The organism is Variovorax frigidus (genome assembly GCF_051216515.1).
In the GTDB taxonomy this organism is placed as follows: Bacteria; Pseudomonadota; Gammaproteobacteria; order Burkholderiales; family Burkholderiaceae_C; genus Variovorax.
The window spans coordinates 510,650-536,539 of sequence record NZ_JBPJZF010000004.1; the positions used below are offsets into that span (position 1 = coordinate 510,650).

23 protein-coding genes are annotated in these 25,890 nt (G+C 67.0%); 4 read left to right on the top strand and 19 right to left on the bottom strand.

Translation table 11 applies throughout. The features are described from left to right. Positions 1–24: 24 nt before the first annotated feature. From ACSFBC_RS14685 to ACSFBC_RS14725, 9 genes are all read right to left on the bottom strand, one after another. Complete coding sequence (locus ACSFBC_RS14685) at positions 25–927, bottom strand: SDR family oxidoreductase (protein WP_435511053.1); 903 nt, start codon at positions 925–927, stop codon at positions 25–27. An 87-nt stretch (positions 928–1,014) separates the two neighbouring features. Further along, entirely contained in the window at positions 1,015–1,953 is a 939-nt protein-coding gene (locus tag ACSFBC_RS14690) for a glutathione S-transferase family protein (RefSeq protein WP_435511054.1), read from the bottom strand. A gap of 82 nt (positions 1,954–2,035) precedes the next feature. Beyond that, positions 2,036–3,052: an NADP-dependent oxidoreductase gene (locus ACSFBC_RS14695; RefSeq protein WP_435511055.1), complete on the bottom strand. Its 1,017-nt coding sequence runs from the start codon at positions 3,050–3,052 to the stop codon at positions 2,036–2,038. Between the two features lie 119 nt (positions 3,053–3,171). Then, a complete protein-coding gene (locus ACSFBC_RS14700) occupies positions 3,172–3,639 on the bottom strand; it encodes a PaaI family thioesterase (RefSeq protein ID WP_435511056.1) in 468 nt (155 codons plus the stop codon). After that, positions 3,640–4,431 (bottom strand): SDR family oxidoreductase, encoded by a 792-nt coding sequence (locus ACSFBC_RS14705; RefSeq protein WP_435511057.1) that lies wholly within the window; start codon positions 4,429–4,431, stop codon positions 3,640–3,642. It lies immediately after the preceding gene. A gap of 139 nt (positions 4,432–4,570) precedes the next feature. Beyond that, the gene (locus tag ACSFBC_RS14710; protein ID WP_435511058.1) at positions 4,571–4,849 is read right to left on the bottom strand and encodes a Dabb family protein; all 279 of its coding nucleotides are present in this window, start codon (positions 4,847–4,849) and stop codon (positions 4,571–4,573) included. Between the two features lie 2 nt (positions 4,850–4,851). After that, the gene (locus tag ACSFBC_RS14715; RefSeq protein WP_435511059.1) at positions 4,852–5,067 is read right to left on the bottom strand and encodes a hypothetical protein; all 216 of its coding nucleotides are present in this window, start codon (positions 5,065–5,067) and stop codon (positions 4,852–4,854) included. A gap of 17 nt (positions 5,068–5,084) precedes the next feature. Further along, entirely contained in the window at positions 5,085–6,959 is a 1,875-nt protein-coding gene (locus ACSFBC_RS14720) for an acyl-CoA dehydrogenase (protein WP_435511060.1), read from the bottom strand. Between the two features lie 45 nt (positions 6,960–7,004). Further along, entirely contained in the window at positions 7,005–8,024 is a 1,020-nt protein-coding gene (locus ACSFBC_RS14725; protein WP_435511061.1) for an AraC-like ligand-binding domain-containing protein, read from the bottom strand. 163 nt (positions 8,025–8,187) lie between these two features. Between ACSFBC_RS14725 and ACSFBC_RS14730 the strand changes: the two genes are divergently transcribed. From ACSFBC_RS14730 to ACSFBC_RS14745, 4 genes are read left to right on the top strand one after another with little or no spacing between them, the layout of a single operon-like run. Then, entirely contained in the window at positions 8,188–8,985 is a 798-nt protein-coding gene (locus tag ACSFBC_RS14730) for an SDR family oxidoreductase (protein WP_435511062.1), read from the top strand. A gap of 30 nt (positions 8,986–9,015) precedes the next feature. Next, positions 9,016–10,263 carry a styrene monooxygenase/indole monooxygenase family protein gene (locus ACSFBC_RS14735; protein WP_435511063.1) on the top strand — a complete coding sequence of 416 codons (1,248 nt, stop codon included), beginning with the start codon at positions 9,016–9,018 and terminating at the stop codon, positions 10,261–10,263. Continuing rightward, positions 10,260–10,823, top strand: a complete 564-nt coding sequence (locus ACSFBC_RS14740; protein ID WP_435511064.1) for a flavin reductase family protein — start codon at positions 10,260–10,262, stop codon at positions 10,821–10,823. Before ACSFBC_RS14735 ends, ACSFBC_RS14740 begins: the two co-directional genes overlap by 4 nt. A 29-nt stretch (positions 10,824–10,852) precedes the next feature. Continuing rightward, positions 10,853–12,064: a dienelactone hydrolase family protein gene (locus ACSFBC_RS14745; protein WP_435511187.1), complete on the top strand. Its 1,212-nt coding sequence runs from the start codon at positions 10,853–10,855 to the stop codon at positions 12,062–12,064. 87 nt (positions 12,065–12,151) lie between these two features. Here the strand turns inward: ACSFBC_RS14745 and ACSFBC_RS14750 are convergent, their stop codons facing one another. The 10 genes from ACSFBC_RS14750 to ACSFBC_RS14795 all read right to left on the bottom strand — a co-directional run bounded on the left by ACSFBC_RS14750 (position 12,152) and on the right by ACSFBC_RS14795 (position 25,818). After that, complete coding sequence (locus tag ACSFBC_RS14750) at positions 12,152–13,327, bottom strand: acetyl-CoA C-acyltransferase (protein WP_435511065.1); 1,176 nt, start codon at positions 13,325–13,327, stop codon at positions 12,152–12,154. Between the two features lie 34 nt (positions 13,328–13,361). After that, the gene (locus ACSFBC_RS14755) at positions 13,362–14,840 is read right to left on the bottom strand and encodes a M20 family peptidase (protein WP_435511066.1); all 1,479 of its coding nucleotides are present in this window, start codon (positions 14,838–14,840) and stop codon (positions 13,362–13,364) included. A 13-nt stretch (positions 14,841–14,853) separates the two neighbouring features. Then, entirely contained in the window at positions 14,854–16,959 is a 2,106-nt protein-coding gene (locus ACSFBC_RS14760; protein WP_435511067.1) for a 3-hydroxyacyl-CoA dehydrogenase NAD-binding domain-containing protein, read from the bottom strand. A gap of 214 nt (positions 16,960–17,173) precedes the next feature. Then, positions 17,174–17,875, bottom strand: a complete 702-nt coding sequence (locus tag ACSFBC_RS14765) for an ABC transporter ATP-binding protein (RefSeq protein WP_435511068.1) — start codon at positions 17,873–17,875, stop codon at positions 17,174–17,176. Positions 17,876–18,047: 172 nt separating this feature from the next. Next, the gene (locus tag ACSFBC_RS14770) at positions 18,048–18,827 is read right to left on the bottom strand and encodes an ABC transporter ATP-binding protein (RefSeq protein ID WP_435511069.1); all 780 of its coding nucleotides are present in this window, start codon (positions 18,825–18,827) and stop codon (positions 18,048–18,050) included. Beyond that, positions 18,824–20,143: a branched-chain amino acid ABC transporter permease gene (locus ACSFBC_RS14775; protein ID WP_435511070.1), complete on the bottom strand. Its 1,320-nt coding sequence runs from the start codon at positions 20,141–20,143 to the stop codon at positions 18,824–18,826. The genes ACSFBC_RS14770 and ACSFBC_RS14775 overlap by 4 nt, the downstream gene beginning before the upstream one ends. Before the next feature lie 236 nt (positions 20,144–20,379). Further along, positions 20,380–21,333, bottom strand: coding sequence for a branched-chain amino acid ABC transporter permease (locus ACSFBC_RS14780; protein WP_435511071.1), 954 nt, complete (start codon positions 21,331–21,333; stop codon positions 20,380–20,382). Between the two features lie 74 nt (positions 21,334–21,407). Then, complete coding sequence (locus ACSFBC_RS14785) at positions 21,408–22,640, bottom strand: branched-chain amino acid ABC transporter substrate-binding protein (protein ID WP_435511072.1); 1,233 nt, start codon at positions 22,638–22,640, stop codon at positions 21,408–21,410. Positions 22,641–22,810: 170 nt separating this feature from the next. Then, positions 22,811–24,043 carry a branched-chain amino acid ABC transporter substrate-binding protein gene (locus ACSFBC_RS14790; protein ID WP_435511073.1) on the bottom strand — a complete coding sequence of 411 codons (1,233 nt, stop codon included), beginning with the start codon at positions 24,041–24,043 and terminating at the stop codon, positions 22,811–22,813. A 131-nt stretch (positions 24,044–24,174) separates the two neighbouring features. Further along, the gene (locus ACSFBC_RS14795; RefSeq protein WP_435511074.1) at positions 24,175–25,818 is read right to left on the bottom strand and encodes a 3-(methylthio)propionyl-CoA ligase; all 1,644 of its coding nucleotides are present in this window, start codon (positions 25,816–25,818) and stop codon (positions 24,175–24,177) included. Positions 25,819–25,890 lie beyond the last annotated feature (72 nt).

The window sequence follows — 25,890 nt, forward strand, 5'->3', positions numbered from 1 at the left end:
GAAAACAGGTCGGCTCGCCGGGGCTCAGGCGCGCAGCTGGGCTCGCAGTTGCTGGCCGATTTCCGGCCGCTCGAGGAAGGGGTCGGCCGGGTTGGTGCCCGAGACGATGCCCTCCATGCGACTGCGCACGTTGCCCAGTGCCTTCGGGTGGCTGAAGACGTAGAACTGGTTGTCGCGGATCGCGTCGAACACCTTGCCCGCCACGTCGGCCGCGCTGACCTTGCCGCTGCTCACGGCCTTGGAGGTCATGGCCTGGCCGATCAGCTGGCTCTTGGTCAGCTCGCCCGCGGGCAGGTCGCCCGGGCGGTTGCGCTCGCTGCTGTGGATGCCGGTGGCCACGAAGTACGGGCACAGCAGGCTCGCGCCGACCTGGTCGGTCACCAGCGAAAGGTCCTGATACAGCGTTTCGGTGAGGCTCACCACGGCGTGCTTGCTGACGTTGTAGACGCCCATGTTGGGCGGCGTGAGCAGGCCGGCCATGCTGGCCGTGTTGACGATGTGACCGCGGTAAGACGGGTCCTTCGCGGCGGCAGCCAGCATCATCGGCGTGAACAGGCGCACGCCGTGCACCACGCCCCAGACGTTGACGCCCAGCACCCATTCCCAGTCGGCCACGGTGTTCTCCCACACCAGCCCGCCCGCGCCCACGCCCGCGTTGTTGAAGACGAAGTGCGGCGCGCCGAAGCGCTCCTGCACGGCCTGCGCGAGCGATTCCATCTGATCGGCCTTCGACACGTCGACGCGGCGGGCCAGCACCTGGGCGCCCGCGGCCTCCATCTCGGCCTGGGCGCGGTCGAGCGCATCCTGCTGCACGTCGACCAGCACGAGGTTCATGCCGCGCGCCGCGCCGATGCGCGCGCACTCGAGGCCGAAGCCCGAACCCGCGCCGGTGAGCACGGCGGTCTTGCCCTTGAAATCCTGAATCATGGAAGCGGTCCTTTGCGTTGTCTCTGGGTCTCGATCCCGTATTGAACCGCGTTGCGTGGCCGGGCGATGTCCTGCGCGCGACGGCGCTCAGCCCTCGGCCTTGCGCAGCACGTAGCCGATGCGCGGGAAGTGCACGTGCACGGTGCCCGCGCGTTCGCTGCTGCGTTCCAGCGTGTAGTGCGTGCGCGTCGCGGCGACCAGCTTGCCGGCGGTGTCCTCGAGGCCGAAGCTCTCGGCGCGGATCGTGACCTCGCTGCCGAGCGGGATGCCGTGGTCGTCCTGGAAGGTGCTGTCGGTCAGCACCGTCAGGGGCGTCGACGCCTTGGCCACGGCGATCGCTTCCTGCGCGCTGAACTTCTCCGAATGGCCGTGTCCGATGGCCGCGATGCGGTCCATCCAGTCGACCACCGCGGGCGTGAGGTCGAGGATGCCCTTCACGGCCTCGATGCGGCGGGTGTACCAGAGCGGGTGGTAGGCGGAGAAGTCGGCGATGCAAGGCACCTCGCCGAGCAGGAAGGGCTTGTCGTCGAGCATGTCCGACAGGCGCCGCAGATAGGACTTGTAGGCGCTGGTGGCATCGGCCGGCCGCAGACGCGTCATGTTGCCCGCGCTCATCTTGCCGCGGTCTTCGCCGAAGGCCTTGGCCGCTTCGGGTGGCGCCTTGGCGAACACTTCGGCCGCGCCCCTGGGCTGCAGGTTCCACGCCATCGCCGCCCAGAACAGCGTGGTGTCGGCCCACTGCGACAGGATGCGCGACATGCCCTTCTCGGGTTCCGGGTACAGCGTGGCCTGGGGCTGCAGGTGTTCCAGCACGTCGGCGATGAGCGCCGAGTCGCAGTACATGTCGGCCCCGACCTGCAGGAAGGGCGTCTTGCGGTAGCCGCCCGTGAGCTCCAGCACCTCTGGCTTGGGCATGATCGGCGGGATGAAGACCGACTTCCACGGCAGCTTCTTGATGCCCAGGATCAGACGGACCTTCTCGGAGAAGGGCGAGGAAGGATAGTGATGCAGGATGAGATCGGTCATGCCGCCACCCTACCCGTTCACCCCGGCAACGTCGAGTCCTGGGCGCGACACACCGCCTTCTGGCGCCGCCCGGTTCAGTTGCTCAGACGAGCTTGACCAGCTGCTTGCCGAAGTTGCGGCCCTTGAGCAGGCCCAGGAAGGCCTCGGGCGCCGCGGCGATGCCCTCGGCCACCGACTCGCGCGGGCGCAGCTTGCCGCTGGCCACCAGGCCGCCCAGCTCCTTGAGCGCTTCGGGCCAGAATTCCATGTGCTCGCTGACGATGAAGCCTTCGATCTTCAGGCGGTTGATCAGGATCAGCGCCGGGTTGGCCAGCGGCAGCGGCGCGCCGTCGTAGCCGGCGATCATTCCGCACAGCGCCACGCGGGCGAAGGCGTTGGTACGCAGCAGCACCGCATCGAAGATGTAGCCGCCGACGTTCTCGAAGTAGCCGTCGATGCCGTCCGGGCAGGCTTCCTTGAGCGCCTGCGACATGCTCTTGACGTCGGGATGCTGCTTGTAGTCGATGCAGACGTCGAAGCCCAGTTCCTCGGTCGCGTAGCGGCACTTGTCCGCACCGCCCGCGATGCCCACCACGCGGCAGCCGCGGGCCTTGGCCAGCGCGGCGAAGGCACTGCCCACCGCGCCGCTGGCGGCCGTGACGACCACTGTCTCACCGGCCTTGGGCGCAATGATCTTCACCAGCCCATACCAGGCGGTCACGCCCGGCATGCCGACCGCGCCCAGGTAGTGCGACAGCGGCACGTGCGTGGTGTCGACCTTGCGCAGCGCGCCGACCACCGAACCGTCGACCACGCTGTATTCCTGCCAGCCGCCGAAGCCGACCACCTTGTCGCCGACGGCGTACTTCGGATGCCGGCTCTCGACCACCTCGCCGACGGTGCCGCCCTGCATCACCTGGCCCAGCGGCTGCGGCTGCGCGTAGCTCTTGGAATCGTTCATGCGCCCGCGCATGTACGGGTCCAGGCTCAGGTAGTGGTGGCGCACCAGCACCTGGTTGTCCTCCAGTGCGGGTGTCTCGGCGGTCACGAGCTTGAAGTTGCTCGCGACGGCTTCACCGTCGGGGCGGTTGTCAAGATGCTGCTGGCGATTGGTGGGCATGGAAAGCTCCTGTGCAATGTGGTTGTCTGTCTTCACTCAGGGATACCGCGGAACCGGCTTCGCCGGGCCGCTGGTATCGCCCCCCTCCGGGGGGGAGGCGCCGAAGGCGCTTCGGGGGGCTAGTCAGTCGACGGCGGACGCTGTGCGTTCGCGCTGGCCGGGCCCGTCGGCAGCCGCCGCTTCACGTACTTGAAGGTGCCCGTCGACTGCGCGCAGGCCTGCTCCTTCTCGTCGTAGATCGTGGCCTCGACGAAGGCCAGCGTCGCGGTGCGGTGGATCAGCCGGCCGCACGCGCGCAGCGGGCCGACCGAGGGCCGCATGAAGCTGGTCTTCATCTCGATCGTGACCACGCCGACTTCGGGGGTCTGGCTGCGCGCGGCCGCGGCCATCGCGATGTCGAGCAGCGTCATGCAGGCGCCGCCGTGCGCGACGTCGAAGGTGTTCAGGTGCTCGGGCTTGGGCGTGTAGAGAATCTCGGAGGCGCCGTCTTCGAACTTCGTGAGCTCGAAGCCCAGGTGCCGCGCGAACGGGATCTGGCTGGTGTAGGAACGGACGTTGATGTCGTTGTCGGTCACGGTCGTGTCCATTCAGGCCAGCACGACGCTCACGCCGCCGTCGACCGCCAGCCACTGCCCGGTGATGTGCTTGCCGGCATCGCTTGCGTAGAGCAGCGTGATGCCCTTCAGGTCCTCGTCGTCGCCGAGCCGGCCCAGCGGCACGGCGGCCGTCATCTTGTCCTCGCCCACGTTCTGGATCAGCACCGAGGCCATCTTGGTCATGAAGAAGCCGGGGCAGATCGCGTTGACGTTGATGTTGTACTTGCCCCATTCGGCGGCCAGCGTCTTGGTGAAGCCGATCACCGCGGTCTTCGAGGTGTTGTAGGCCAGGGTCTGGATTTCAGGCCCGTTGCCGTTCAGACCCGCGATCGATGCGATGTTGATGATCCGACCGGTCTTGTTCGGAATCATGTACTTGTTGGCCACCTGCTGCGCCAGCACGAAGTAGCCGCGCACGTTGAGGTTCATCACCTTGTCCCAGGCCGCGACCGGGTGCGACTCGGCCGGTGCACCCCAGCTCGCGCCGGCGTTGTTGACCAGGATGTCGATGGCCCCCATGCGCTCGAGCGTCTGGTCGGCCAGGCGGCGCGTGTCTTCTTCCTTCGCGCAGTCGGCGGCGATCCAGCGCGCGTCGATGCCCGCGGCCTGCAGGTCGGCGGTCGCCTGCTCCAGGTCGTCGGCCTTGCGCGAACTCAGCATGATGCGGGCACCCGCCTCGCCGAGCGCATGGGCCATCTGCAAGCCCAGGCCGCGCGAGCCACCGGTGATGAGCGCGGTCTTGCCGCTGAGGTCGAAGAGTTGTTGAACGTTGCGTTGGCTCATGGGTGCATCTTTCTTTGTTCGGGTTCTCGCCCGCCGCGTCACAACCGGCAGGACCAAATCCAGGGATACCGCGGAACCGGCTCTGCCGGGCCGCCGGTATCGCCCCCTGGGGGGAGGCGCCGCAGGCGCTTCGGGGGGGTTAAATCTGATAATCGAACACGCTGCGCGAAGCGCGTGCGGGCAAGGTGGCCACCACTTCCTGGTGGCGCGGGTGCACCACGTAGGCCTGCAGCGAGGCCGCGTCGTCGAACACCGAGTACAGCGCCACGTCGTGGTTGGCTTCCAGGCCCTCGGCCTGCACGGCGACCTCGAACTCGCGCATGCCGGGCACGATGCCCTTGCAGGTGTCGAGCAGCTGCTTGAATTGCGGCGCCTGGGCGGCGTCGACGAGTTTCCACATCACGATGTGCTTGATCATGCTCAGTCCTTGATGCGCGAACGCAGGTAGATCAGCACGACGCCTGCGACCGCCGCCAATGCGCCGGGCGTCGCCATGCTCCACCCGAGCACCGTGTCGGTGCGAGCGGTGGCGATTCCCAGTGTCATCAGGAACAAGCCGGCGTAGATCAGGATCCAGGTCCACTTCTCCAGCTTCGCGTGCGGCTTGGGCGGTTCGGTCGAACGTAGTTTGGGCATGTAACTTCCGCTGTTCATCAGAATGCTTCCTCGGGCATTTGGGCGCATGTGGGATCTCGGGTCTCGACCACATGGAGCCAGGCGCCGATTTTCGGCAGTTCGTAGTGATAGAAATAGCTTGCGGCCCCGAGCCTGCCGACAGTGGCCGGCGTCGATGCTGCCGCATCGCCCTGAAGGGAGCGATGTGCAACGTCGAGCCAGATCCACGCCAGCACGGTATGGCCGAAAGCCTGCATATAGGGTACCGCGTTCGCGAGGGCTTCTCCCGGATCGCCGGTCGACCAGGCGGCGCGGGTGGCGGCCTCGACCTGGGCGAGCGCCTCGGTCAGGGCTTTGGCGTCGGCCGCGAGCGCCGGCACGGCGGCCGCGCGCGCGGCCGTTTCGGCGATGCGTGCGGCCAGCAGCGCCATGCCGCGGCCCTCTTCCATCAGCACCTTGCGGCCCAGCAGGTCGGCCGCCTGGATGCCGTGCGTGCCCTCGTGGATCATGTTCAGGCGGTTGTCGCGCCAGTACTGCTCGACCGGGAAATCGCGCGTGTAGCCGTAGCCGCCATGGACCTGGATGGCCAGCGAATTGGCCTCGAGGCACCACTCGCTGGGCCAGCTCTTGGCGATGGGCGTGAGCACCTCCAGCAGCAGCCGCGCCTCGTCGGCCGCCTGTGCGTCGCCGGTCTTCTGCACGTCGACGAGCCGCGCGCAGTAGAGCTGCAGCGCCAGCGCGCCTTCGCAATAGGACTTCTGCGCGAGCAGCATGCGGCGCACGTCGGCGTGCTCGATGATGCGCACCTGCGGCTTGGCCGCGTCCTTGCCGGCCGGGCCCACGGGGCGGCCCTGCGGGCGTTGTTTGGCATAGGCCAGCGAGGCTTCGTAGCCGGCCATGCCGAGCATCGAGGCCGCCATGCCGATGGCGATGCGCGCCTCGTTCATCATGTGGAACATGCAGTGCAGGCCCTTGCCGGGCTGCCCGACCAGGTAGCCCACGGCGCCGGCCTTGCCGTCGACCGGGTACTTGCCCTCGCCGAAGTTCAGCAGCGTGTTGGTGGTGCCACGCCAGCCCAGCTTGTGGTTCAGGCCGGCCAGCGCCACGTCGTTCCGATCTCCCAGCGTGACGCTCACGCTGCCATTCGCCCCCTCTCCCGCCTGCGGGAGAGGGTTCTTGATCTCCACCATCCTCTTCGGCACGATGAACAGCGAGATCCCGCGCGTGCCCGGCACCAGCTTGCCGTCGGCGTCGGGGATCTTGGCCAGCACGATGTGCACGATGTTCTCGGTCAGCTCGTGGTCGCCGGACGAAATCCACATCTTGTTGCCCGTGAGGCGGTAGCGCGGGCCCAGCGGGTCGTCCTGGAAATCGGCACCGTCAGGGACGGCGCGCGTGGCGACATCGCTCAGCGACGAGCCGGCCTGCGGCTCCGACAGGCACATGGTGCCGGCCCAGCGGCCCGAGAACTCGTTCTTCGCGAACACCTCCTGCTGCATCGGCGTGCCGTGCACCATCAGCAGGTTGGCGTTGCCGCTGGTCAGCATGTTCGAGCCGATGCTGACCGAGGCCATCGCGAAGAAGGCGTTGGCGGCCGACTGCACCGTGTAGGGCAGTTGCATGCCCCCGATCTCGTAATCCTGCGCGGCGCTGAGCATGCCAGAGCCCGCGAAGGCCGCATGGGCGTCGTGCGTGGCCTGCGGCAGGATCACCTTCTCGCCGTCGAAGCGGGGCTCCTGCGTGTCGACAATGCGATTGGCCGGCGCGTACTTCTCGCGCGCGATGCGCTCGCAGGTGTCGAGCACGGCGTCGAAGGTTTCGCGCGAATGGTCCGCGAAACGCTCGTTCTGATTGAGCGACTCGGCGTCGAGCCAGTCGTAGAGGAGGAAGTCGAGGGTGGGGCGAAACGTCATGGCCGTGCCGTGCTGGAAGAAGACAAGCCGGTCAATGTACTGGAATCAATGCGCAGGCCCTGACTCCTTGAAGACACGCGCCGTATCGCCCGGCCGCTCGCCAAAGCGCCGCTGATAGTGGGCCGCGAAATGGCCCGCATGGAAGAAGCCGTAGCGCTCGGCGAGCCTGGTCAGGCCGCCGGGCACGCCGTGGACCGCGCCGCTCACCAGTTCCTCGCGCACCCGGTCCAGGCGCAGTCCCCGCCACCAGGTCATCGGGCTTTCGCCGGTGGCGGCCGCGAAAGCCTGCTGCAGGCCCCGCGCGCTCACGCCCAGATGGCGGCACAGATCGACCAGCGTGAACGGTTCCGCCGCATGGGCACGCATGAACTCCTGGGCCCGGCGCACCGTGCGCGGCAGCAGGGCACGCCGGGCCGAGGCGTCGAGCACCGGCCGGTGGCTGTGCGGCAACTGCAGCAGCAAGGTGGAGATCAGGTAGCTTTCCGCCTGGCGGGCCAACGCCGAGCCGGCAAAGTTCGGGTCGCCGTCCAGCGCCTCGCACAGGTAGCGAACGAAGGCCACGGCGGGCGCCACGCCCGGTTCGTCCAGCCGCACGCCGGGTTCGAAGACCGGCGCACCTTGCACTTCGCACTGCGCCAGCTGCGCGAGTTGCGTGAGCACGGCGGCCTGCGAGAAGCGCACGATCAGGTGGGGGCTGTCGTCGGCCCACCGCATGCGCAGGGGCTCCATCGGCGATGGCAGGGAGGCCATGGTGCGGTCGGCCCGCACCTCCTTGCCGCCGCACCAGACGTTGGCGCCGCCGCGCAACGGAATCTGCAGCAGGTAGAAGCTGCCCAGATGGCCGGGGTCGATCTCCACAGCCGGGCCGTACTGCACGTAGTTGAGGCTGGCATCCACACCCAGCGGCGCGCTGTGATGGCGGGCGTCCAGTGCATCGCGGGGGTGGCAGGTGTTGAGCACGTGCGGGCAGAACACCCGCGCCACGCTTTCGCGCGCCTGGTCCACATCGCGGGTGTGGAACAGGCTGAAGCGCGACAGGGGCAGCGAAAGGGGCCGAGCCAGCATGGTGATGCCAATCTATCAAAAGGCCGCCCGGTGCACATCGGGGCCGGCCCGGAGCGTCCGGCAAAGAGCTGCGCATTCGGGATTCGCGCTGCGTTTTCCGGCCCCTGCGCGCCCCCTGCCCTGCCTATCGTTCGGCTCATCCCAACGACAGAAGGAGACGGTGATGTTCAAGGGCTTGCAACACAAGGTGGCGATCGTGACCGGCGGGGCGACCCTCATCGGGGCGGGGGTGGTGCGCGCATTGCACGAGGCCGGGGTGCGGGTGACGCTCGCGGACATCGATGCCGAGGGCGGCGCCCGCGTCGCCGCCAGCTGCGGCGGTGACGACAAGGTGTGGTTCCGCCGCACCGACATCACCGATGACGCCCAGGTCCGGGCCTGCGCCGACCAGACGGCTGCACGCTTCGGCCGGGTGGACTTCCTGGTCAACCTGGCCTGCAGCTACGTCGACAACGGCATCGAATCGCCGCGCTCGGACTGGCTCACGGCGCTGAACGTGAACGTGGCCAGCGCCGTCGTGATGTTGCAGGCGGTGCTGCCGCACCTGCGCCGCGGCGGTGGCGGCGCCGTGGTGAACTTCACCAGCATCTCCTCCGGCGTGGCGCAGACCGGCCGCTGGCTCTATCCCACCAGCAAGGCCGCGCTGGTGCAACTCACGCGCAGCATGGCCATGGACCTGGCGCCGGACAACATCCGCGTCAACAGCGTCTCGCCCGGCTGGACCTGGTCGGCCATCATGAACCAGCTCACCGACGGCGACCGCGACAAGACCGATCGCGTGGCCGCCCCCTTCCACATGCTGCGCCGCGTGGGCGACCCAGAGGAAGTCGCGCAGGTGGTGCTGTTCCTGTGCTCCGACCACGCCAGCTTCGTCACCGGGGCGGACTACGCCGTCGACGGCGGCTACTCGGCCATGGGGCCGGAGTCCTTCGAGCCCGCCATTCCGAAGCTGATGGCCTGAGCCGCACCCCCCACCCACTGGAGACATCCCATGCGCAACATCCTCATCGTCGGCGCCGGCCAGTCCGGCCTGCAACTCGCCCTGGGCCTGCAGGCCCGGGGCTACGCCGTGACTGTCGTGTCGAACCGCTCGGCGGACGACATCCGCGGCGGCAAGGTCATGTCCAGCCAATGCATGTTCCACGACAGCCTGCAACTGGAGCGCGACCGCGGCCTCGCCTTCTGGGAACAGGACTGCCCGCCGGTGGAGGGCATTTCCTTCGCCGTGCCCCATCCCGAGCAGGCGGGCGTGAAGGCTCTGAGCTGGAGCCACCGGCTCGACCATGTCGCGCAGTCGGTCGATCAGCGCATCAAGGTGCCGGCCTGGATGGCGACCTTCAGCCAGCGCGGCGGCCAACTGCTCTTCAAGGACGCCGAGATCGAGGACCTGGAGCAGTGGACGCGCGAACACGACCTGGTGATCGTGGCCGCCGGCAAGGGCGCCATCGCCAGGATGTTCGAGCGCGACGCCGATCGCAGCCCCTACGACCGGCCCCAGCGCGCCCTGGCCCTCACCTACGTGCACGGCATGCGGCCGCGCGAGGAGCACAGCGCGGTGAGCCTCAACCTGATCCCGGGCGTGGGCGAGTATTTCGTCTTCCCCGCGCTCACGCACAGCGGCTCTTGCGAGATCATGGTGTTCGAAGGCATCCCGGGCGGCCCCATGGACTGCTGGGCCGACGTTCGCAGCCCCGCGGAGCACCTGGCGCGCTCGCTGGATATCCTGCAATGCTTCCTGCCCTGGGAGGCCGCGCGCTGCACCCAGGTGGAACTCACCGACGCCAACGGCCTCCTCAGCGGCGCGTTCCCGCCGACCGTGCGCAAGCCCGTCGGACGCCTGCCCAGCGGCCGGCTCGTGATGGGCATGGCCGATGCGGTGATGCTCAACGACCCGATCACCGGCCAGGGCTCGAACAACGCAGCGAAGTTCGCGCATGCGGTGGAGACCGCCATCGTCGCGCAGGGCCGGGCAGCATTCGACGAGCGCTTCATGCAAGACACCTTCGAAGGCTTCTGGAACGGCTACGGCACGCATGTGAGCGGCTGGACCAACGCCATGCTGGCGGCGCCGCCCCCGCATGTGATGCGGCTGCTGGGCAGCGCCGCGGCCTCGCCCGCGGTGGCGCGGCGCATCGTCAACGGCTTCAACGATCCGACCGACTACGCGAACTTCTTCATGCGCCCGGACCTGGCCGATGCCTACCTTGCACAGGTCGCCCCGGCCGAGGAGGCCGCATGAGCATGGTCGAAGCGCCCATCGCCCTGCCCCCGCTGCAGGTCTTGCGCCGGTCCGCCTGCCTGCCGCCGGCCGACTTCCGCCTGGCCATGCGCCGGCTCGCCGGCGCGGTCTGCATCGTCGCCACGACCGACGGACAGCGGCTCACGGGCCTCACGGCCACGGCCGTCACGGCACTGTCGGCGGAGCCCGCGCGCCTGTTGACCTGCATCAACCTCAACGGCAGCACCTTCCGCGGCATCACCGAAAGCCGACGCATGAGCGTGAACCTGCTGGCCACGCACCATGCCGATCTGGCGGGGCGCTTCGGCGGCGCCGGGCCCGGCGCGGGCGACCTGTTCGAGGCCGGACTGTGGGACACCCTGACCACGGGCGCCCCCATCCTGCGCGACGCACTGGTGGCCTTCGACTGCGTCGTCGACGAAATGATGGTCGCGCACAGCCACGCCGTGATCATCGGCGAGATCAAGGCCGTGCAACTGCACCCGGGCCGCCATGCGCCGCTGCTCTATGCCGACGGCCGCTACACCACATTGCAAGCACAAGGAGACATCACCCCATGAGCACGAGACCCGAGATGCATGCGAGCCGCATGACGATCCGCGCCACCGACGGCAGCGGCGAATTCGGCGCCTACCTCGCCCTGCCCGCCGCGGGCAAGGGCCCGGGCATCGTCATCGCGCAGGAGATCTTCGGCGTCAACAAGACGATGCGCGAGCTGGCCGACTATTACGCCGAGGAAGGCTACGTCGCGCTGGTGCCCGATCTCTTCTGGCGCCAGGAACCCGGCATCGAACTCGAAGAGTCGCAGTTCGACCGCGCGCTGGCGCTCTACAAAGGCTTCGACGAGGCCAAGGGCGTGGAAGACATCCAGGCCACGCTGGACGCCTTGCGGACGCTGCCGGCCTTCGCGGGACAGGCGGGCGTCCTCGGCTTCTGCCTGGGCGGCAAGCTGGCCTACCTCGCCGCCTGCCGCACCGACTGCGATGTGGCCGTGGCCTACTACGGCGTCGGCATCGAACAGGCGCTGGACGAGGCGCAGGCCCTGACGGGCAAGCCGCTGGTGCTGCACATCGCCGAGCAGGACGGCTTCTGTCCGCCGGCAGCGCGCAGCGCGATCCTGCAGGCCCTGCAGGGACGCGTCGGCGTGGAACTCTACGTCTACCCCGGCGCGGACCATGCCTTCGCCCGCACCGGCAGCGAGCACTTCCACAAACCCTCGGCCCTGATGGCGCATCAGCGCAGCATTGCTGCCTTCCGCAAGGTGCTGGGGCCGCACTGCGATTTCTCGGCGCTGTGGGACAAGCATTGCGAGCATGAATTCGCCACCCGCGATGTCGAGGCCACCATGGCCACGATGGTGGCCGAGCCCTACGTCAACCACATCCCCACGATGACCGGCGGTGTGGGCCACAAGCTGCTGTCGCGCTTCTACCACCACCACTTCGTCGATGCGAACCCGCCCGACACCACGCTGATCCCGATCTCACGCACCGTCGGCACCAGCCAGATCGTCGACGAGATGCTGTTCTGCTTCACCCACAGCTGCGAGATCGACTGGCTGCTGCCCGGCGTGCCGCCGACCGGCAAGCGCGTGGAGATCCCGCTCGTCGCCATCGTGAAGTTCCGCGGCGACAAGCTCTACCACGAGCACATCTATTGGGATCAGGCCAGCGTGCTGGTCCAGATCGGCAAGCTCGACCCGACCGGACTGCCCGTGGCCGGCGTGGAGACCGCGCGCAAGCTGCTCGACGAAAACCTGCCGTCGAACACGCTGATGGCCAACTGGGCGCATTCCGCGTAGACGCGCGCCCCTCGGGACCCGCATGAAAAAGGCCGCGCCGGGCTGGATGCCCGACGCGGCCTCTTCCTGGCCGTTGCGGCGCGAAGATCAGATCACTTCGAACACGCCCGCAGCGCCCATGCCGCCGCCGATGCACATCGTGACCACGACCTTCTTCGCGCCGCGGCGCTTGCCTTCGATCAGTGCGTGGCCCGTGAGGCGCTGGCCGCTCACGCCGTAGGGATGGCCCACGGCGATGGCGCCGCCGTCGACGTTGAGGCGGTCGGCCGGGATGCCCAGCTTGTCGCGGCAGTAGATCACCTGCACCGCGAAGGCTTCGTTGAGTTCCCACAGGTCGATGTCGTTGACCGTCAGGCCCAGCTTCTTCAGCACCTTGGGGATCGCGAACACCGGGCCGATGCCCATCTCGTCGGGTTCGCAGCCCGCGACCGCGAAGCCGAGGAAGCGGCCCAGCGGCTTCAGGCCCTTGCGCTCGGCATAGGCTTCGTCGACCAGCACGCAGGCGCCGCCGCCGTCGGAGAACTGGCTGGCGTTGCCGGCCGAGATCAGGCCGCCGGGCATGGCCGAGCGGATGCCGCTGATGCCTTCCTTGGTGGTGCCGGCGCGGATGCCTTCGTCGTTCTCGACCGTGACTTCCTTGGTGCGCAGGCCCAGCACCGGGTCGGCCACGCCGGCCAGCACGGTGATGGGGGCGATCTCGTTCTTGAAGCGGCCGGCTTCGAGCGCGGCGGTGGCGCGCTGCTGGCTGGCGGCGCCGTACTCGTCCATCGCATCGCGGCCGATGTTGTAGCGCTTGGCCACCTGCTCGGCGGTCTGCAGCATGTTCCAGTAGATCTCGGGCTTGTGCTTGACCAGCCAGGGGTCGGTGATCATGTGGCGGTTGGCCTCGTTCTGCACGCACGAGATGCTCTCGACGCCGCCGGCCACGTAGACCTCGCCCTCGCCCGCGATGATGCGCTGGGCCGCGGTGGCGATGGTCTGCAGGCCCGACGAGCAGAAGCGGTTGATGGTCATGCCCGAGGTGGTGATGGGCAGGCCGGCGCGCAGCGCGATCTGGCGCGCGATGTTGGAACCGGTCGCGCCTTCGGGCGTGGCACAGCCCATGATCACGTCGTCGACGTCGGCGCCGTCGATGCCGGCACGCGCCACCGCGTGCTGCACCGCATGGCCGCCCAGCGTGGCGCCGTGCGTCATGTTGAAGGCACCCTTCCAGCTCTTGGCGAGCGGCGTGCGGGCGGTGGAAACGATGACGGCGCGGGTCATGGTGAGGTCCTTTGGAGAATGGAAGGGAAAGAGGTCACTGCGCGGCCGCGGCCGGGCCGGTGCTGCGCAGAATCTGGTGATAGAACTGGATCATCCGGGCGTAGTTGGCGAGCGCCAGGCGCTCGTTGGTCCCGTGGAAGCGCGACAAGTCGTCGCCCTTCATCTGCAGCGGCGAGAAGCGGTAGACCGCGTCGCTGACCAGGCTGAAGTGCCGCGAGTCGGTGGCCGCCGTCATGAGGCCCGGCGCCACCACGGCCTCGGGGAAGACCTCGCGCACCGAGCGCGCGATGGTGGCGTAGCCGCGGCCTTCGGTAGGCGACACCGGCGAAGGCTCCGAGTTGCCCGGGTACGCCTCGATCTGGATCGCGTCGTTGGCCAGCGTGCGGCGCAGATGCGCCTCGACGCTTTGCAGCGAATCGCCGGGCAGCACGCGGAAGTTCACCGCCGCCTCGGCGCGGCCGGGCAGCACGTTGTCCTTGTTGCCGGCCTTCACGATGGTCAGGGCCGTGGTCGTGCGCAGCATCGCGTTGCTGCTCGGGCTCTTCTCCAGCTGGCCCTGCACCAGCGGCGCGGTCAGCCAGAGGTTGGTGAGCATGAAGCGGTTGACGCCGCCCATCTCGGGCGCCAGCGTGCCGAACATCGAACGCGCGACGCCTTTGATCCCGCCCGGCATGGGCGTGGCCTCGAGCCGGGCCAGCGCGGCGCTCATCTGGCCGATGGCGCTGTGCGCGGGCGGCATCGAGGAATGGCCTGGCGCGGTGTCGAGCGAGAGGAAGAAGGTGGCATAGCCCTTCTCGGCCAGGCCGATCAAGGCGGCGGGCTTGCTCAGGCCGGGCAGCACGCCGTCGAGCACGAGCAGGCCTTCGTCGAGCACCCAGTCGAGCCGCACGCCGCGCGACTTCAACAGCTGGGCAATGGGCAGTGCGCCCCGCAGACCGCTGACCTCCTCGTCGTCGCCGAAGACGAAATACACGGTCTGGCGCGGCTGAAAGCCCGCGGCCACCAGCATCTCGACGGCCTCGAGCTGGGCCATCAGGTTGCTCTTGTTATCGAGCGTGCCGCGGCCCCAGACGAAACCGTCCTGCACGGTGCCGCTGAAGGGCGCGACGGTCCACATCTTCTCGGTGCCCGGCGCGATCGGCACCACGTCCTGGTGCGCGAGCAATGCCACCGGGGCGGCGGCCGGATCGCTGCCGACCCAGGTGTAGAGCAGCGCCTTGCTGCCGACCACTTCCTTCTTCAGCGTGGCGTGCAGCTTGGGGAACTGCTGCGCCAGCAGGGCGTGGAGCTTGTCGAACTCGGCCTCGCTCTGCGCCACGTTCTCCAGGCTCGACACCGTGCGCAACTGCACCGCGCCCGACAAGCGCTGCACGGCCGCATCGAGGTCGATGGCCAGGGGCGGTGGGGCCGCCACCGCCACCTGCTGCGACGGCGTTCGCCAGGTGTTCACCGCCATCGCCGCGGTCAGCACGACGACGATGCCCAGCAATCCGACGAACGCTCGCTTCAGCACGTTGGGCCTTGCGTCAGGCGAAGGACTTGCCTTCGGCCACCAGCTTGCGGATCAGCGGTGCCGGTTCCCAGAACGACGCATCGTCGTGCGGGTTCTTGGCAAAGCGCTTCATCGCCTCGGCCACGTTGTAGAGGCCGACCTGGCCCGCGTAGTGCATCGGGCCGCCGCGCCAGATCGGGAAGCCGTAGCCCGTGAGGTAGACCATGTCGATGTCGCCCGACTTCGAGGCGATGCCGTCCTCGAGGATGTGCGCGCCTTCGTTGACCAGGGCGTAGACCAGGCGCTGCACGATTTCCTCGTCGCTGATCTTGCGCGGCGTGATGCCTTCGTCCTTGCGGTGCTGCGCGATCAGGTCGAGCACGACCTGGCTCGGGATCGCGTCGCGCTTGCCGGCCTGGTAGTCGTACCAGCCCGCGCCGGTCTTCTGGCCGAAGCGGCCCAGTTCGCAGAGCTTGTCGGCCGTCTTGCTGTACTTCATGTCGGCGCGCTCGGTGGCGCGGCGCTTGCGGATCGCCCAGCCGATGTCGTTGCCGGCCAGGTCGCCCATGCGGAACGGGCCCATCGCGAAGCCGAACTTCTCGACCGCGCGGTCGACCTGCTGCGGCGTCGCGCCTTCGTCCAGCAGGAAGCCGGCCTGGCGCGAGTACTGCTCGATCATGCGGTTGCCGATGAAGCCGTCGCACACGCCCGACACCACGGCCGTCTTCTTGATCTTCTTGGCCACGCCCATCACGGTGGCCAGCACGTCCTTGCCGGTCTTGGCGCCGCGCACCACTTCCAGCAGCTTCATCACGTTGGCGGGGCTGAAGAAGTGCATGCCCACCACGTCCTGCGGACGCTTGGTGAAGGCGGCGATCTTGTCGACATCGAGCGTCGAGGTGTTGGACGCCAGGATCGCACCGGGCTTGGCCACGCGATCGAGTTCGCCGAAGACCTTTTCCTTGACGCCGAGTTCTTCGAACACGGCCTCGATGATCAGGTCGGCGTCCTTGAGATCGTCATAGCTCAGCGTGGTCGTCAGCAAGGCCATGCGCTGCTCGTACTTGTCCTGCTTGAGCTTGCCCTTCTTGACCTGGGCCTCGTAGTTCTTCTTGATCGTGGCGACGCCACGGTCCAGCGCCTCCTGCTTCATCTCGAGAATCTTCACCGGCACGCCGGCGTTCAGGAAGTTCATCGAGATGCCGCCACCCATGGTGCCGGCGCCGATCACGGCCACCGACTTGATCTCGCGCTTGACCGTGTCGTCGGCCACATCGGGGATCTTGCTCGCGGCACGCTCGGCCATGAACAGGTGGCGCAGCGCCAGCGACTCGGGCGTGAACATCAGCGCGGTGAACAGGCGGCGCTCTTCGGCCAGGCCGTCGTCGAACTTGAGCTTGGCCGCGGCCTCGACCGCATCGACGCATTTCAACGGCGCCGGGTAGTTCTTCGACATGCCGCCGACCATGTTGCGCGCGAACTGGAAGTAGGCGTCGCCCTGCGGGTGCTTGCACGGCAGGTTGCGCACCAGCGGCAGCGCATCGCCGGTCTTGCCGGCGACCGACTTGGCCAGGGCCACGGCCTCGTCGAACAGCGATTCGGCCGAGGCCGACAGCGCGTCGAACAGCTTCTGGCCCGGCAGGCTGGCCAGCACTTCGCTCTTCACGGCCTCGCCGCTCACGATCATGTTGAGTGCGGTTTCCACGCCGAGCACGCGCGGCAGGCGCTGCGTGCCGCCGGCGCCGGGCAGCAGGCCCAGCTTGACTTCGGGCAGCGCGACGCTGGTGCCGGGTGCGGCCACACGGTAGTGGCAGCCGAGCGCGAGCTCGAGGCCGCCGCCCATGCAGACCGAGTGGATAGCAGCCACGATCGGCTTGGTCGAGGCTTCGAGCGCGAGGATCACGCTCAGCAGGTTCGGGTCCTGCAGCGCCTTGGCGGTGCCGAATTCCTTGATGTCCGCGCCGCCCGAGAAGGCCTTGCCGGCACCGGTGATGACGACCGACTTCACCGCGTCGTCGGCCAGCGCCTTCGCCAGCCCGTCGGTGATGCCCACGCGCGTCGCAAAGCCCAGGCCGTTGACCGGGGGGTTGGCCAGCGTGATCACGGCGACCTCGCCGAGCACTTTGTATTCAGCCGTCATGCTGCTTTCCTTCGAATGAGAGGGTTGGAGAGGATGAACCGCGGAGCGCCCACGCCCGGACGCAGGGCGCCCGGCTGGGACTGTCTCCGAAAAGAACGAGTGTTCTTTTTTTCGGGATTCTAGGCATTTCCAGCGACCGGGCAATGTCGCCCAGTCGCTGGAGGGACAAGTCGTGCAAGACCGGGCCCGCGGTGCAGGCGGCCGGCCCTTCCACTTAAACCTCGAGCCATTCCTTGCGGGTGGCCGCGTCGGCGCGCAAGCCATCGGGCGTGCCGTCGAACACGATGCTGCCGTGGCCCATGACCAGCGCGCGGTCGGAGATCTGCATCGCGATGGTGAGCTTCTGCTCGATCAGCAGCACCGACACACCGCGGTCCTTGAGCCGCTTGAGGTACTCGCCGACCAGTTCGACGATCTTGGGCGCCAGGCCTTCGGTGGGCTCGTCGATGATGATCAGGTCGGGGTCGCCCATGAGCGTGCGGCACAGGGTGAGCATCTGCTGCTCGCCGCCCGAGAGCACGCCGGCCTCGTTGTGCTGGCGCTCCTTGAGGCGCGGGAACATCGCATACATGTCGTCGAAGGACCAGCGGCTGGACTTGACCGCCGCCTTGCCCTTCTGCCCGAGCAGCAGGTTCTGGTGCACCGTGAGCTTGGGGAAGATCTCGCGGTTCTCGGGCACATAGCCGACGCCCAGGTGCGCGATCTCGTAGGCCTTGCGGCGCAGGATGTCCTGGCCCTTCCAGTGCAGGCCGCCCTCGGCATGCACCAGGCCCATGATGGCCTTGGCCGTGGTAGAACGGCCCGAGCCGTTGCGGCCCAGCAGCGCGACGATCTGGCCCGGCTGGACCTCGAAGGACACGCCATGCAGCACATGGCTCTTGCCGTAGTAGGCGTGCAGGTCTTGGAGTTTCAACATGTCAGGTCTCCCGCCGGGCCGCCCCAAGGGAGGCCGTAGCCCCCTCGGGGGGCAGCGAATACACGAAGTGATGAGCGTGGGGGCAACAGTCCCGCCGGGCCGCCCCAAGGGAGGCCGCAGCCCCCTCGGGGGGCAGCGAATACACGAAGTGATGAGCGTGGGGGCAAGGTCATCAGTGCCCTCCCTGCGCGTCGGCGACCGAGGAACCCAGGTAGGCTTCCTGCACGCGTGCATTGGCACGCACCGCCGCCGGCGTGTCGAAGGCGATCACCTCGCCGTAGACCACCACCGCGATCCGGTCGGCCAGGCCGAACACCACGCCCATGTCGTGTTCCACCGTCAGCAGCGTGCGACCCACGGTCACCTCCTTGATGAGCGCGATGAAGTGCGCGGTCTCGGACGTGCTCATGCCGGCCGTGGGTTCGTCCAGCAGGATCACGTTGGCACCGCCGGCGATGGTCACACCGATCTCCAGCGCCCGCTGCTCGGCGTAGGTGAGATTCACCGCCAGCACGTTGCGCTTGCGGTCCAGGCCCACCTGGCGCATCAGCTGCTCGGTGCGCTCGTTGGCATCGTCGAGGTTCGAGAGAAAACGCAGGAAGGTGTAGCGGTAGCCCAGGCTCCACAACACGCCGCAGCGCAGGTTCTCGAACACGCTGAGCTTGGGGAAGATGTTGGTGATCTGGAAGCTGCGCGACAGCCCCATGCGGTTGATCTCATAGGGCCGCATGCCGTTGACCCGCTGGCCGTTGAGCAGCACATCGCCGCTGGTCGGCGTGAGCCGGCCGCTGATGAGGTTGAACAGCGTGGACTTGCCCGCGCCGTTGGGCCCGATGATCGCGACGCGCTCGCCGGCCTTCACCGCGAGGTTGGCGCCGCGGATGATCTCGGTCTTGCCGAAGTTCTTGCGCAGGTCCTTGAGTTCCAGTGCGTAGTTCAGTGTGGCGCTCATGCCGTCTCCCCGCGCTTGATCTCGCGCTCGATCACTTCCTGTGCCGCGCCCCATTCGCGCACGAAGCGGCGACGCACGATTTCCAGCAGCACGCCGCCGACCACCATCAGCCCGATCGACACCGCCCAGGTCGTCGCACTCGAGGTGTCGAGCGTGAAACCGAAGAAGCGCACCGTCGGGCCCAGGGCCGCGTTGAGCTGCAGGTGATAGATCATCTCGACCACGCTGGCCACCCCGGCGACCAGCACGGCACCGGTCGCGAACAGCCCTGCGTAGAGCTTCCAGAAGGGCTTGAAGAGGCCGAACTTGGCCACCCGCAGGTTCATCATGATCAGGCTGGCCACGCCGCCCGGCGCGAACATCACCATGAACAGGAAGATCAGGCCCAGGTACAGCAGCCAGGCCTTGCTGAGCTCGGACAGCAGGATCGAAGCGAACACCAGCAGCACCGCGCCGATGATCGGCCCGAAGAAGAAGGTCGCGCCGCCCAGGAAGGTGAACAGCAGGTAGCCGCCCGAGCGAAGGCCGTTGAGGCTGTCGGCGGCGTTGACGATCTCGAAGTTGATCGAGGCCAGCCCGCCGCCGATGCCGGCGAAGAAGCCCGCGATGATGAAGGCGGTGTAGCGCACGCGCTGCGTGTTGTAGCCGATGAACTCGACGCGCTCGGGGTTGTCGCGCACCGCGTTCAGGATGCGGCCCAGCGGCGTGCCGGTGAAGGCGAACATCAGCGCGGTGCAGATGAAGCAGTAGACCGCGATCAGGTAGTACACCTGCATCTGCGAGCCGAAGTTCAGGCCGAAGAAGGGCGTGCCGTAGACCCGGTTGGTCGTGATGCCGCCCTCGCCGCCGAAAAAGGTGGGGAACATCAGCGCCATCGAGGCCACCAGTTCGCCCAGGCCCAGCGTGATCATCGCGAAGGTGGTGCCCGACTTCTTGGTCGTGACGTAGCCGAACAGGATCGCGAAGAACATGCCGCCCAGCCCGCCCACCAGCGGGATCAGCACCAGCGGCACCGGGATGCTGCCCTTGGCCGCCAGGTTCATGGTGTGGATGGCGATGAAGGAGCCCAGGCCGGTGTAGACCGCGTGGCCGAAGCTCAGCATGCCGCCCTGCCCCAGCAGCATGTTGTAGCTCAGGCAGATGATGATCAGGTAGCCGATCTGCGAGAGCATGGTCAGCGCCAGGCTGCTGCGGAACAGCATCGGCGCGACGATCAGCGCGATGGCGAACAGCGACCACACCAGGATGCGGCCGAGGTTCCAGGGCTTGAAGCGGTGGTAGCGCACGGGCGCTGACGCGGATGCAAGTGAATTCATCTCAGTTTTCCAGCACGCCATTGCGTGGCACACGACACATGAAACCGGCAAGCCCCAAGGCGAGGGATACCGCGGAACCGGCTTCGCCGGGCCGCTGGTATCGCCCCCTTGAGGGGGAGGCGCCGAAGGCGCTTCGGGGGTGGGCCAGGGATACCGCGGAACCGGCTTCGCCGGGCCGCTGGTATCGCCCCCTTGAGGGGGAGGCGCCGAAGGCGCTTCGGGGGTGGTTTTTCATCTCAGTCTTCACGGGTGCCGAGGAGCCCCTTCGGGCGGAAGATCAGGATCAGCACGAGGAACAGGTAGGGCAGGATCGGAGCGACCTGCGAGATGGTGAGCTTCATCAGCTCGTAGCCGAAGGTCTGCTCGGTCACGGCCACGCCCAGGCCTTGCAGGCCGGTGGCGACCGAGTAGTCCATGGCCACGGCGAAGGTCTGCACGATGCCGATCAGCAGCGAGGCCAGGAAAGCGCCGGCCAGCGACCCCATGCCGCCGACCACCACCACCACGAAGATGATCGAACCCACCGAAGCCGCCATCGCCGGCTCGGTGACATAGGTGTTGCCACCGATCACGCCGGCCAGGCCGGCCAGTGCGGCGCCACCGCCGAACACCAGCATGAACACGCGCGGCACGTTGTGGCCCAGCGCTTCGACCATTTCCGGATTCTTGAGCGCGGCCTGGATCACCAGCCCGATGCGCGTGCGCGTGAGCAGCAGCCACACCGACACCAGCATCAGCATGGCGACCAGCATGATGAAGGAACGCGACTTGGGGAACTGGGTGCCATAGAGCGTGAACAGCGGGCCCTGAAGCTGCGTCGGCAAGCCGTAGGGCACCGTCGAGCGGCCCCACAGCAGTTGCACGACTTCCAGAATGAGGTACGACAGGCCGAAGGTCACGAGCAGTTCCGGCACATGGCCGAACTTGTGGACCCGGCGCAGGCTGTAGCGCTCGAACAGCGCGCCCAGCGCGAACACCACCAGCGGCGCGATGATCAGCGCCGGCCAGAAGCCGACCAGCCCCGAGATCGTGTAGGCCAGGTAGGCGCCGAGCATGTAGAAGCTGGTGTGCGCGAAATTGAGCACACCCATCATGCTGAAGATGAGCGTAAGGCCCGAGCTCAGCATGAACAGCAGCAGCCCATAGCTGACGCCATTGAGCAGCGAGATGACAAAGAATTCGACGTTCATCGTTCCGTTCGGTGGTGAAAAGAAAAAGGCCCGAGTTGCGAAGTCGGGCCTCGACACTCAGGCGCGGGTGCGCGTCAGGAGGGCCGCTTCATCTCGCAACTGGTCGGTGTGCTCGAGACGTAGGACTCGTAGTACTTGACCGGTGCCAGCGTGTAGCCGGTGTTCTCCGGGCTATAGGGGTTCTTGGCATCGGTCTTCTGCCAGCGCGTGATGTACAGGCCCTGCTGCAGTTGGTGGTCGGACTTGCGCATCTCGACGTCGCCGTTGAAGCTCTTGAACTTCATGCCTTCCAGCGCCGCCGCCACCTTGACCGGATCGGTCGACTTGGTGCGAACGAAGGCCTCGCTCAGCATCGCGTAGGCGGTGTAGACGGCGGTGGTGTACATGTCGTCGTTGAAGCGCTTCTTGTACTCGGCCATCAGCGGCACCATCGGGCCCGGTGCGTTGTAGTGGCTGTAGCCCACCTGGTAGACCTTGCCGTCGGAGGCCGCGCCCATGGCGGTCGGCGTGCCGGTGGTCACGGCGTAGTAGGTGTAGAACTTGACGTTGAGGCCGGCGTCGTTCGAGGCCTTGATCAGCAGCGCCAGGTCGGAGCCCCAGTTGCCGGTGATGACGGTGTCGGCACCCGACTGCTTGATCTTCGCGATGTAGGGCGCGAAGTCGCGCACCTGGGCCAGCGGATGCAGGTCGTCGCCGACGATCTGCACGTCCGGACGCTTGGCCTTGAGGTTCTCCTTGGCGTATTTGGAGACCTGCTGGCCATGCGCGTAGTTCTGGTTGATCAGGTAGACCTTCTTGATGTCGGTCTGGTCCTTCATGAAGGTGGTCAGCGCTTCCATCTTCATCGAGGTGTCGGCATCGAGCCGGAAGTGCCAGTAGCTGCACTTGCTGTTGGTCAGGTCGGGATCGACCGCCGCGTAGTTGAGGTACAGCACTTCCTTGCCGGGGTTGCGGGCGTTGTGCTTCTCGAGCGCATCCATGATCGCCAGCGCCGGGCCCGAGCCGTTGCCCTGCACCACGTAACGGGCGCCCTGGTCCATGGCCGAGCGCAGCGCGCTGGTGGTTTCCTGCGGGCTCAGCTTGTTGTCGATGCCGATGATCTCGAACTTCACGCCCGCGACGTTCTTCTTGTTGAACTCCTCGGCCAGGAACTGGAAGGTCTTGAGCTGGTTGGTCCCGACCGACGCCATCAGGCCCGACAGTGGATCGAGCCACGCGATCTTCACGGTTTCGCCCTTCTGAGCCCAGGCGCCGGCGGCGCTGGCGGCAATCAGGGAGGCGGCGAGAAACTTGACTGGAAATTGCATGGTTGTCTCCTGGGTCGTTGGTCTGAGTGCGAGCGAGATTACAAGCCTTTGCAGGCGGGACCGTCAGGGAATGCCCGTAACGGCCGCCTCGCCGGGAGCGTTTCTATCGCCCACGCGACAGAAGACACGGAAAAATCCTACCGCGCGGTAGAACTTCACCGTGCACCAGTTCAGGGACGCTTCATCTGGCACGAGGTCGGGGTGCTGGCCACGTAGGGCTCGTAGTACTTGACCGGTGCCAGCGTGTAGCCGGTGTTCTCGGCGTCGTAGGGGTACTTGGCGCTCTTCTTCTCCCAGCGCGTGATGTACAGGCCCTGCTGCAGCTGGTGATCGGACTTGCGCATCTCGATCTCGCCGTTGAAGCTCTTGAGCTTCATGCCTTCCAGCGCCGCCGCGACCTTGACCGGATCGGTCGACTTGGTCTGCGCGAAGGCGTTGTCGAGCAGCGAGAACACATGGTGGATCGAGGTCTGGGTCATGTCGTCGTTGAGCTTCTTCTTGTAGCCGTCGATGCTCTTCTGGATCTCGCCACCCATGTTGTAGTGGCCGTAGCCGACGGTGAAGACCTTGCCGTCGGAGGCCGCGCCCATGGCCGTCGGCGCACCCGCGCCGTAGGCGTAGTAGGTGTAGAACTTGACGGTGTTCAGGCCCGCGTCGTTGGCGGCCTTGATCAGCAGCGACAGGTCGGAGCCCCAGTTGCCGGTGATCACGGTATCGGCACCCGACTGCTTGATCTTCGCGATGTAGGGCGCGAAGTCGCGCACCTGGGCCAGCGGGTGCAGGTCGTCGCCGACGATCTGCACGTCCGGGCGCTTGACCTTGAGGTTGTCCTTCGCGTACTTGGCCACCTGCTGGCCATGCGCGTAGTTCTGGTTGATCAGGTAGACCTTCTTGACGTCGGTCTGGTCCTTCATGAAGGTGGTCAGCGCTTCCATCTTCATCGAGGTGTCGGCGTCCACGCGGAAGTGCCAGTAGCTGCACTTGGCGTTGGTCAGGTCGGGATCGACCGCCGCGTAGTTCATGTAGAGCATTTCCTTGCCCGGATTGCGCGCGTTGTTCTTCTCGATCGCGTCCATGATCGCCAGCGCCGGGCCCGAGCCGTTGCCCTGCATCACGTAGCGTGCGCCCTGGTCCATGGCCGAGCGCAGCGCGCTGGTGGTTTCCTGCGGGCTCAGCTTGTTGTCGATGGCGACAATCTCGAATTTCGCGCCCGAGAGGTTCTTCTTGTTGAACTCCTCGGCGAAATACTGCGTGGTCTTGAGCTGGTTGGTGCCCACGGCAGCCATCAGGCCGGACAGTGGGTCGAGCCAGGCGATCTTGACCGTCTCGCCCTTCTGGGCGAATGCGCCTGCGGCGGCGGATACGAGAACGACGGCTGCGATGGCCTGCAACGGGAACTTCATGACTGTTTTGTCTCCTGCGATGAAATGGAACGGAAAAGAATCGCGGGCAAAGGGTTCAGGCCGCTGCCCGCGCGGAGGGCCGGCGGCACGGCCGACCTACCCTTCGGCAGGAAGGCCGCGCCGACAGGGTTTCAGAGTCCGGGCAGCTTGTAGCCCTTGAGCTGCTCGCGCAGCTTGGTCTTGAGGATCTTGCCGGTAGCGCCGATCGGAATCGCCTCGACGAAGATCACGTCGTCGGGGATCTGCCACTTGGCGGTCTTGCCTTCGTAGAACTTCAGCAGCTCCTCGCGCGTGACCTCGGCGCCGGGGCGCTTGACCACCGCGACCACCGGCCGTTCGTCCCACTTGGGATGGAACACGCCGATGCAGGCGGCCATTGCAATGGCGGGATGGGCCACCGCGATGTTCTCGATGTCGATCGAGCTGATCCACTCGCCGCCGGACTTGATCACGTCCTTGCTGCGGTCGGTGATCTGCAGGAAGCCGTCGGCGTCGATGGTCGCCACGTCGCCCGTGGGGAACCAGCCGCGCTGCTGATCATCCAGAACCAGCGGGTCGCCGCCTTCGGCCTTGAAGTATTCCTTGACGATCCAGGGGCCCTTGACCAGAAGGTCGCCGTAGGCCTTGCCGTCCCAGGGCAGTTCCTTGCCGTCGCCGTCGACGATCTTCATGTCGACACCGAAGATCGCCCGGCCCTGCTTGAGGCGGATCGCGTCCTGGGCCTCGGCCGACATCTCCAGGTGCTTGTTCTTGAGCGTGCAGAGCGTGCCCAGCGGGCTCATCTCGGTCATGCCCCAGGCGTGCAGCACCTCGACGCCGTAGTCCTGCTGGAAGGCGTGGATCATGGCCGGCGGGCAGGCCGAACCGCCGATCACCGTCCGCTTGAGCGTCGAGAAGCGCAGGCCCGCGGGCTTCATGTGCGTGAGCAGCATCTGCCAGACGGTGGGCACCCCGGCGGCGTAGGTCACCTTCTCGGCCTCGATCAGTTCATAGACCGACTTGCCGTCGAGCGCCGGGCCGGGGAAGACCACCTTGGCACCGGTCAGCGCGGCCGAGTACGGGATGCCCCAGGCGTTGACGTGGAACATCGGCACGACCGGCAGCACCGAGTCGCGTGCCGACAGGCCCATGACGTCGGGCAAGGCGGCCGCGTAGGCGTGCAGGATGGTCGAGCGATGGCTGTAGAGCGCGGCCTTGGGATTGCCGGTGGTGCCGCTCGTGTAGCACATGCTCGAGGCGGAGTTCTCGTCGAAACTGGGCCAGGCGTAGTCGGTGGACTGGCCGCCGATCCAGGCTTCGTAGCTCACCAGACCGGGGATGCCGCTGTCGGCCGGCAGCTTGTCGGCGTCGCACAGCGCGATCCACTTCTTCACCGTGGCGCACTTGGCGTGCACGGCCTGCACCAGCGGCAGGAAGCTCAGGTCGAAGCACAGGATCTGGTCTTCGGCGTGGTTGGCGATCCAGGCGATCTGCTCGGGGTGCAGGCGCGGGTTGATGGTGTGCAGCACGCGGCCCGAACCCGACACGCCGTAGTAGAGCTCCAGGTGGCGATAGCCGTTCCAGGCCAGCGTGGCGATACGGTCGCTGAACAGCAGGTTCTCGCCGTCCAGCGCATTGGCCACCTGGCGCGAACGCCGGGCCACGTCGGCCCAGGTGTAGCGGTGAATGTCGCCCTCGACCCGCCGCGAAACGATTTCGCCGTCGCCGTGGTGACGTTCGGCGAATTCGATCAGGGACGAAATCAACAACGGTTGGTCTTGCATCAAACCCAGCATCTACAAACTCCTGTGTGAAATAACTTTTAAAAGCTTACCGACCGCAGATTCACGCAAGCTTTCGAAGCTTCC

Coding starts and splice junctions, on each gene's coding strand:
- ACSFBC_RS14710 (WP_435511058.1), bottom strand. CDS start 4,849: ATGATCAAGCACATCGTGATGTGGAAACTCGTCGACGCCGCCCAGGCG.
- ACSFBC_RS14705 (WP_435511057.1), bottom strand. CDS start 4,431: ATGAGCCAACGCAACGTTCAACAACTCTTCGACCTCAGCGGCAAGACC.
- ACSFBC_RS14690 (WP_435511054.1), bottom strand. CDS start 1,953: ATGACCGATCTCATCCTGCATCACTATCCTTCCTCGCCCTTCTCCGAG.
- ACSFBC_RS14770 (WP_435511069.1), bottom strand. CDS start 18,827: ATGAGCGCCACACTGAACTACGCACTGGAACTCAAGGACCTGCGCAAG.
- ACSFBC_RS14785 (WP_435511072.1), bottom strand. CDS start 22,640: ATGCAATTTCCAGTCAAGTTTCTCGCCGCCTCCCTGATTGCCGCCAGC.
- ACSFBC_RS14700 (WP_435511056.1), bottom strand. CDS start 3,639: ATGGACACGACCGTGACCGACAACGACATCAACGTCCGTTCCTACACC.
- ACSFBC_RS14765 (WP_435511068.1), bottom strand. CDS start 17,875: ATGTTGAAACTCCAAGACCTGCACGCCTACTACGGCAAGAGCCATGTG.
- ACSFBC_RS14725 (WP_435511061.1), bottom strand. CDS start 8,024: ATGCTGGCTCGGCCCCTTTCGCTGCCCCTGTCGCGCTTCAGCCTGTTC.
- ACSFBC_RS14795 (WP_435511074.1), bottom strand. CDS start 25,818: ATGCTGGGTTTGATGCAAGACCAACCGTTGTTGATTTCGTCCCTGATC.
- ACSFBC_RS14695 (WP_435511055.1), bottom strand. CDS start 3,052: ATGCCCACCAATCGCCAGCAGCATCTTGACAACCGCCCCGACGGTGAA.
- ACSFBC_RS14715 (WP_435511059.1), bottom strand. CDS start 5,067: ATGCCCAAACTACGTTCGACCGAACCGCCCAAGCCGCACGCGAAGCTG.
- ACSFBC_RS14745 (WP_435511187.1), top strand. CDS start 10,853: ATGACGATCCGCGCCACCGACGGCAGCGGCGAATTCGGCGCCTACCTC.
- ACSFBC_RS14780 (WP_435511071.1), bottom strand. CDS start 21,333: ATGAACGTCGAATTCTTTGTCATCTCGCTGCTCAATGGCGTCAGCTAT.
- ACSFBC_RS14735 (WP_435511063.1), top strand. CDS start 9,016: ATGCGCAACATCCTCATCGTCGGCGCCGGCCAGTCCGGCCTGCAACTC.
- ACSFBC_RS14720 (WP_435511060.1), bottom strand. CDS start 6,959: ATGACGTTTCGCCCCACCCTCGACTTCCTCCTCTACGACTGGCTCGAC.
- ACSFBC_RS14685 (WP_435511053.1), bottom strand. CDS start 927: ATGATTCAGGATTTCAAGGGCAAGACCGCCGTGCTCACCGGCGCGGGT.
- ACSFBC_RS14740 (WP_435511064.1), top strand. CDS start 10,260: ATGAGCATGGTCGAAGCGCCCATCGCCCTGCCCCCGCTGCAGGTCTTG.
- ACSFBC_RS14750 (WP_435511065.1), bottom strand. CDS start 13,327: ATGACCCGCGCCGTCATCGTTTCCACCGCCCGCACGCCGCTCGCCAAG.
- ACSFBC_RS14760 (WP_435511067.1), bottom strand. CDS start 16,959: ATGACGGCTGAATACAAAGTGCTCGGCGAGGTCGCCGTGATCACGCTG.
- ACSFBC_RS14730 (WP_435511062.1), top strand. CDS start 8,188: ATGTTCAAGGGCTTGCAACACAAGGTGGCGATCGTGACCGGCGGGGCG.
- ACSFBC_RS14790 (WP_435511073.1), bottom strand. CDS start 24,043: ATGAAGTTCCCGTTGCAGGCCATCGCAGCCGTCGTTCTCGTATCCGCC.
- ACSFBC_RS14775 (WP_435511070.1), bottom strand. CDS start 20,143: ATGAATTCACTTGCATCCGCGTCAGCGCCCGTGCGCTACCACCGCTTC.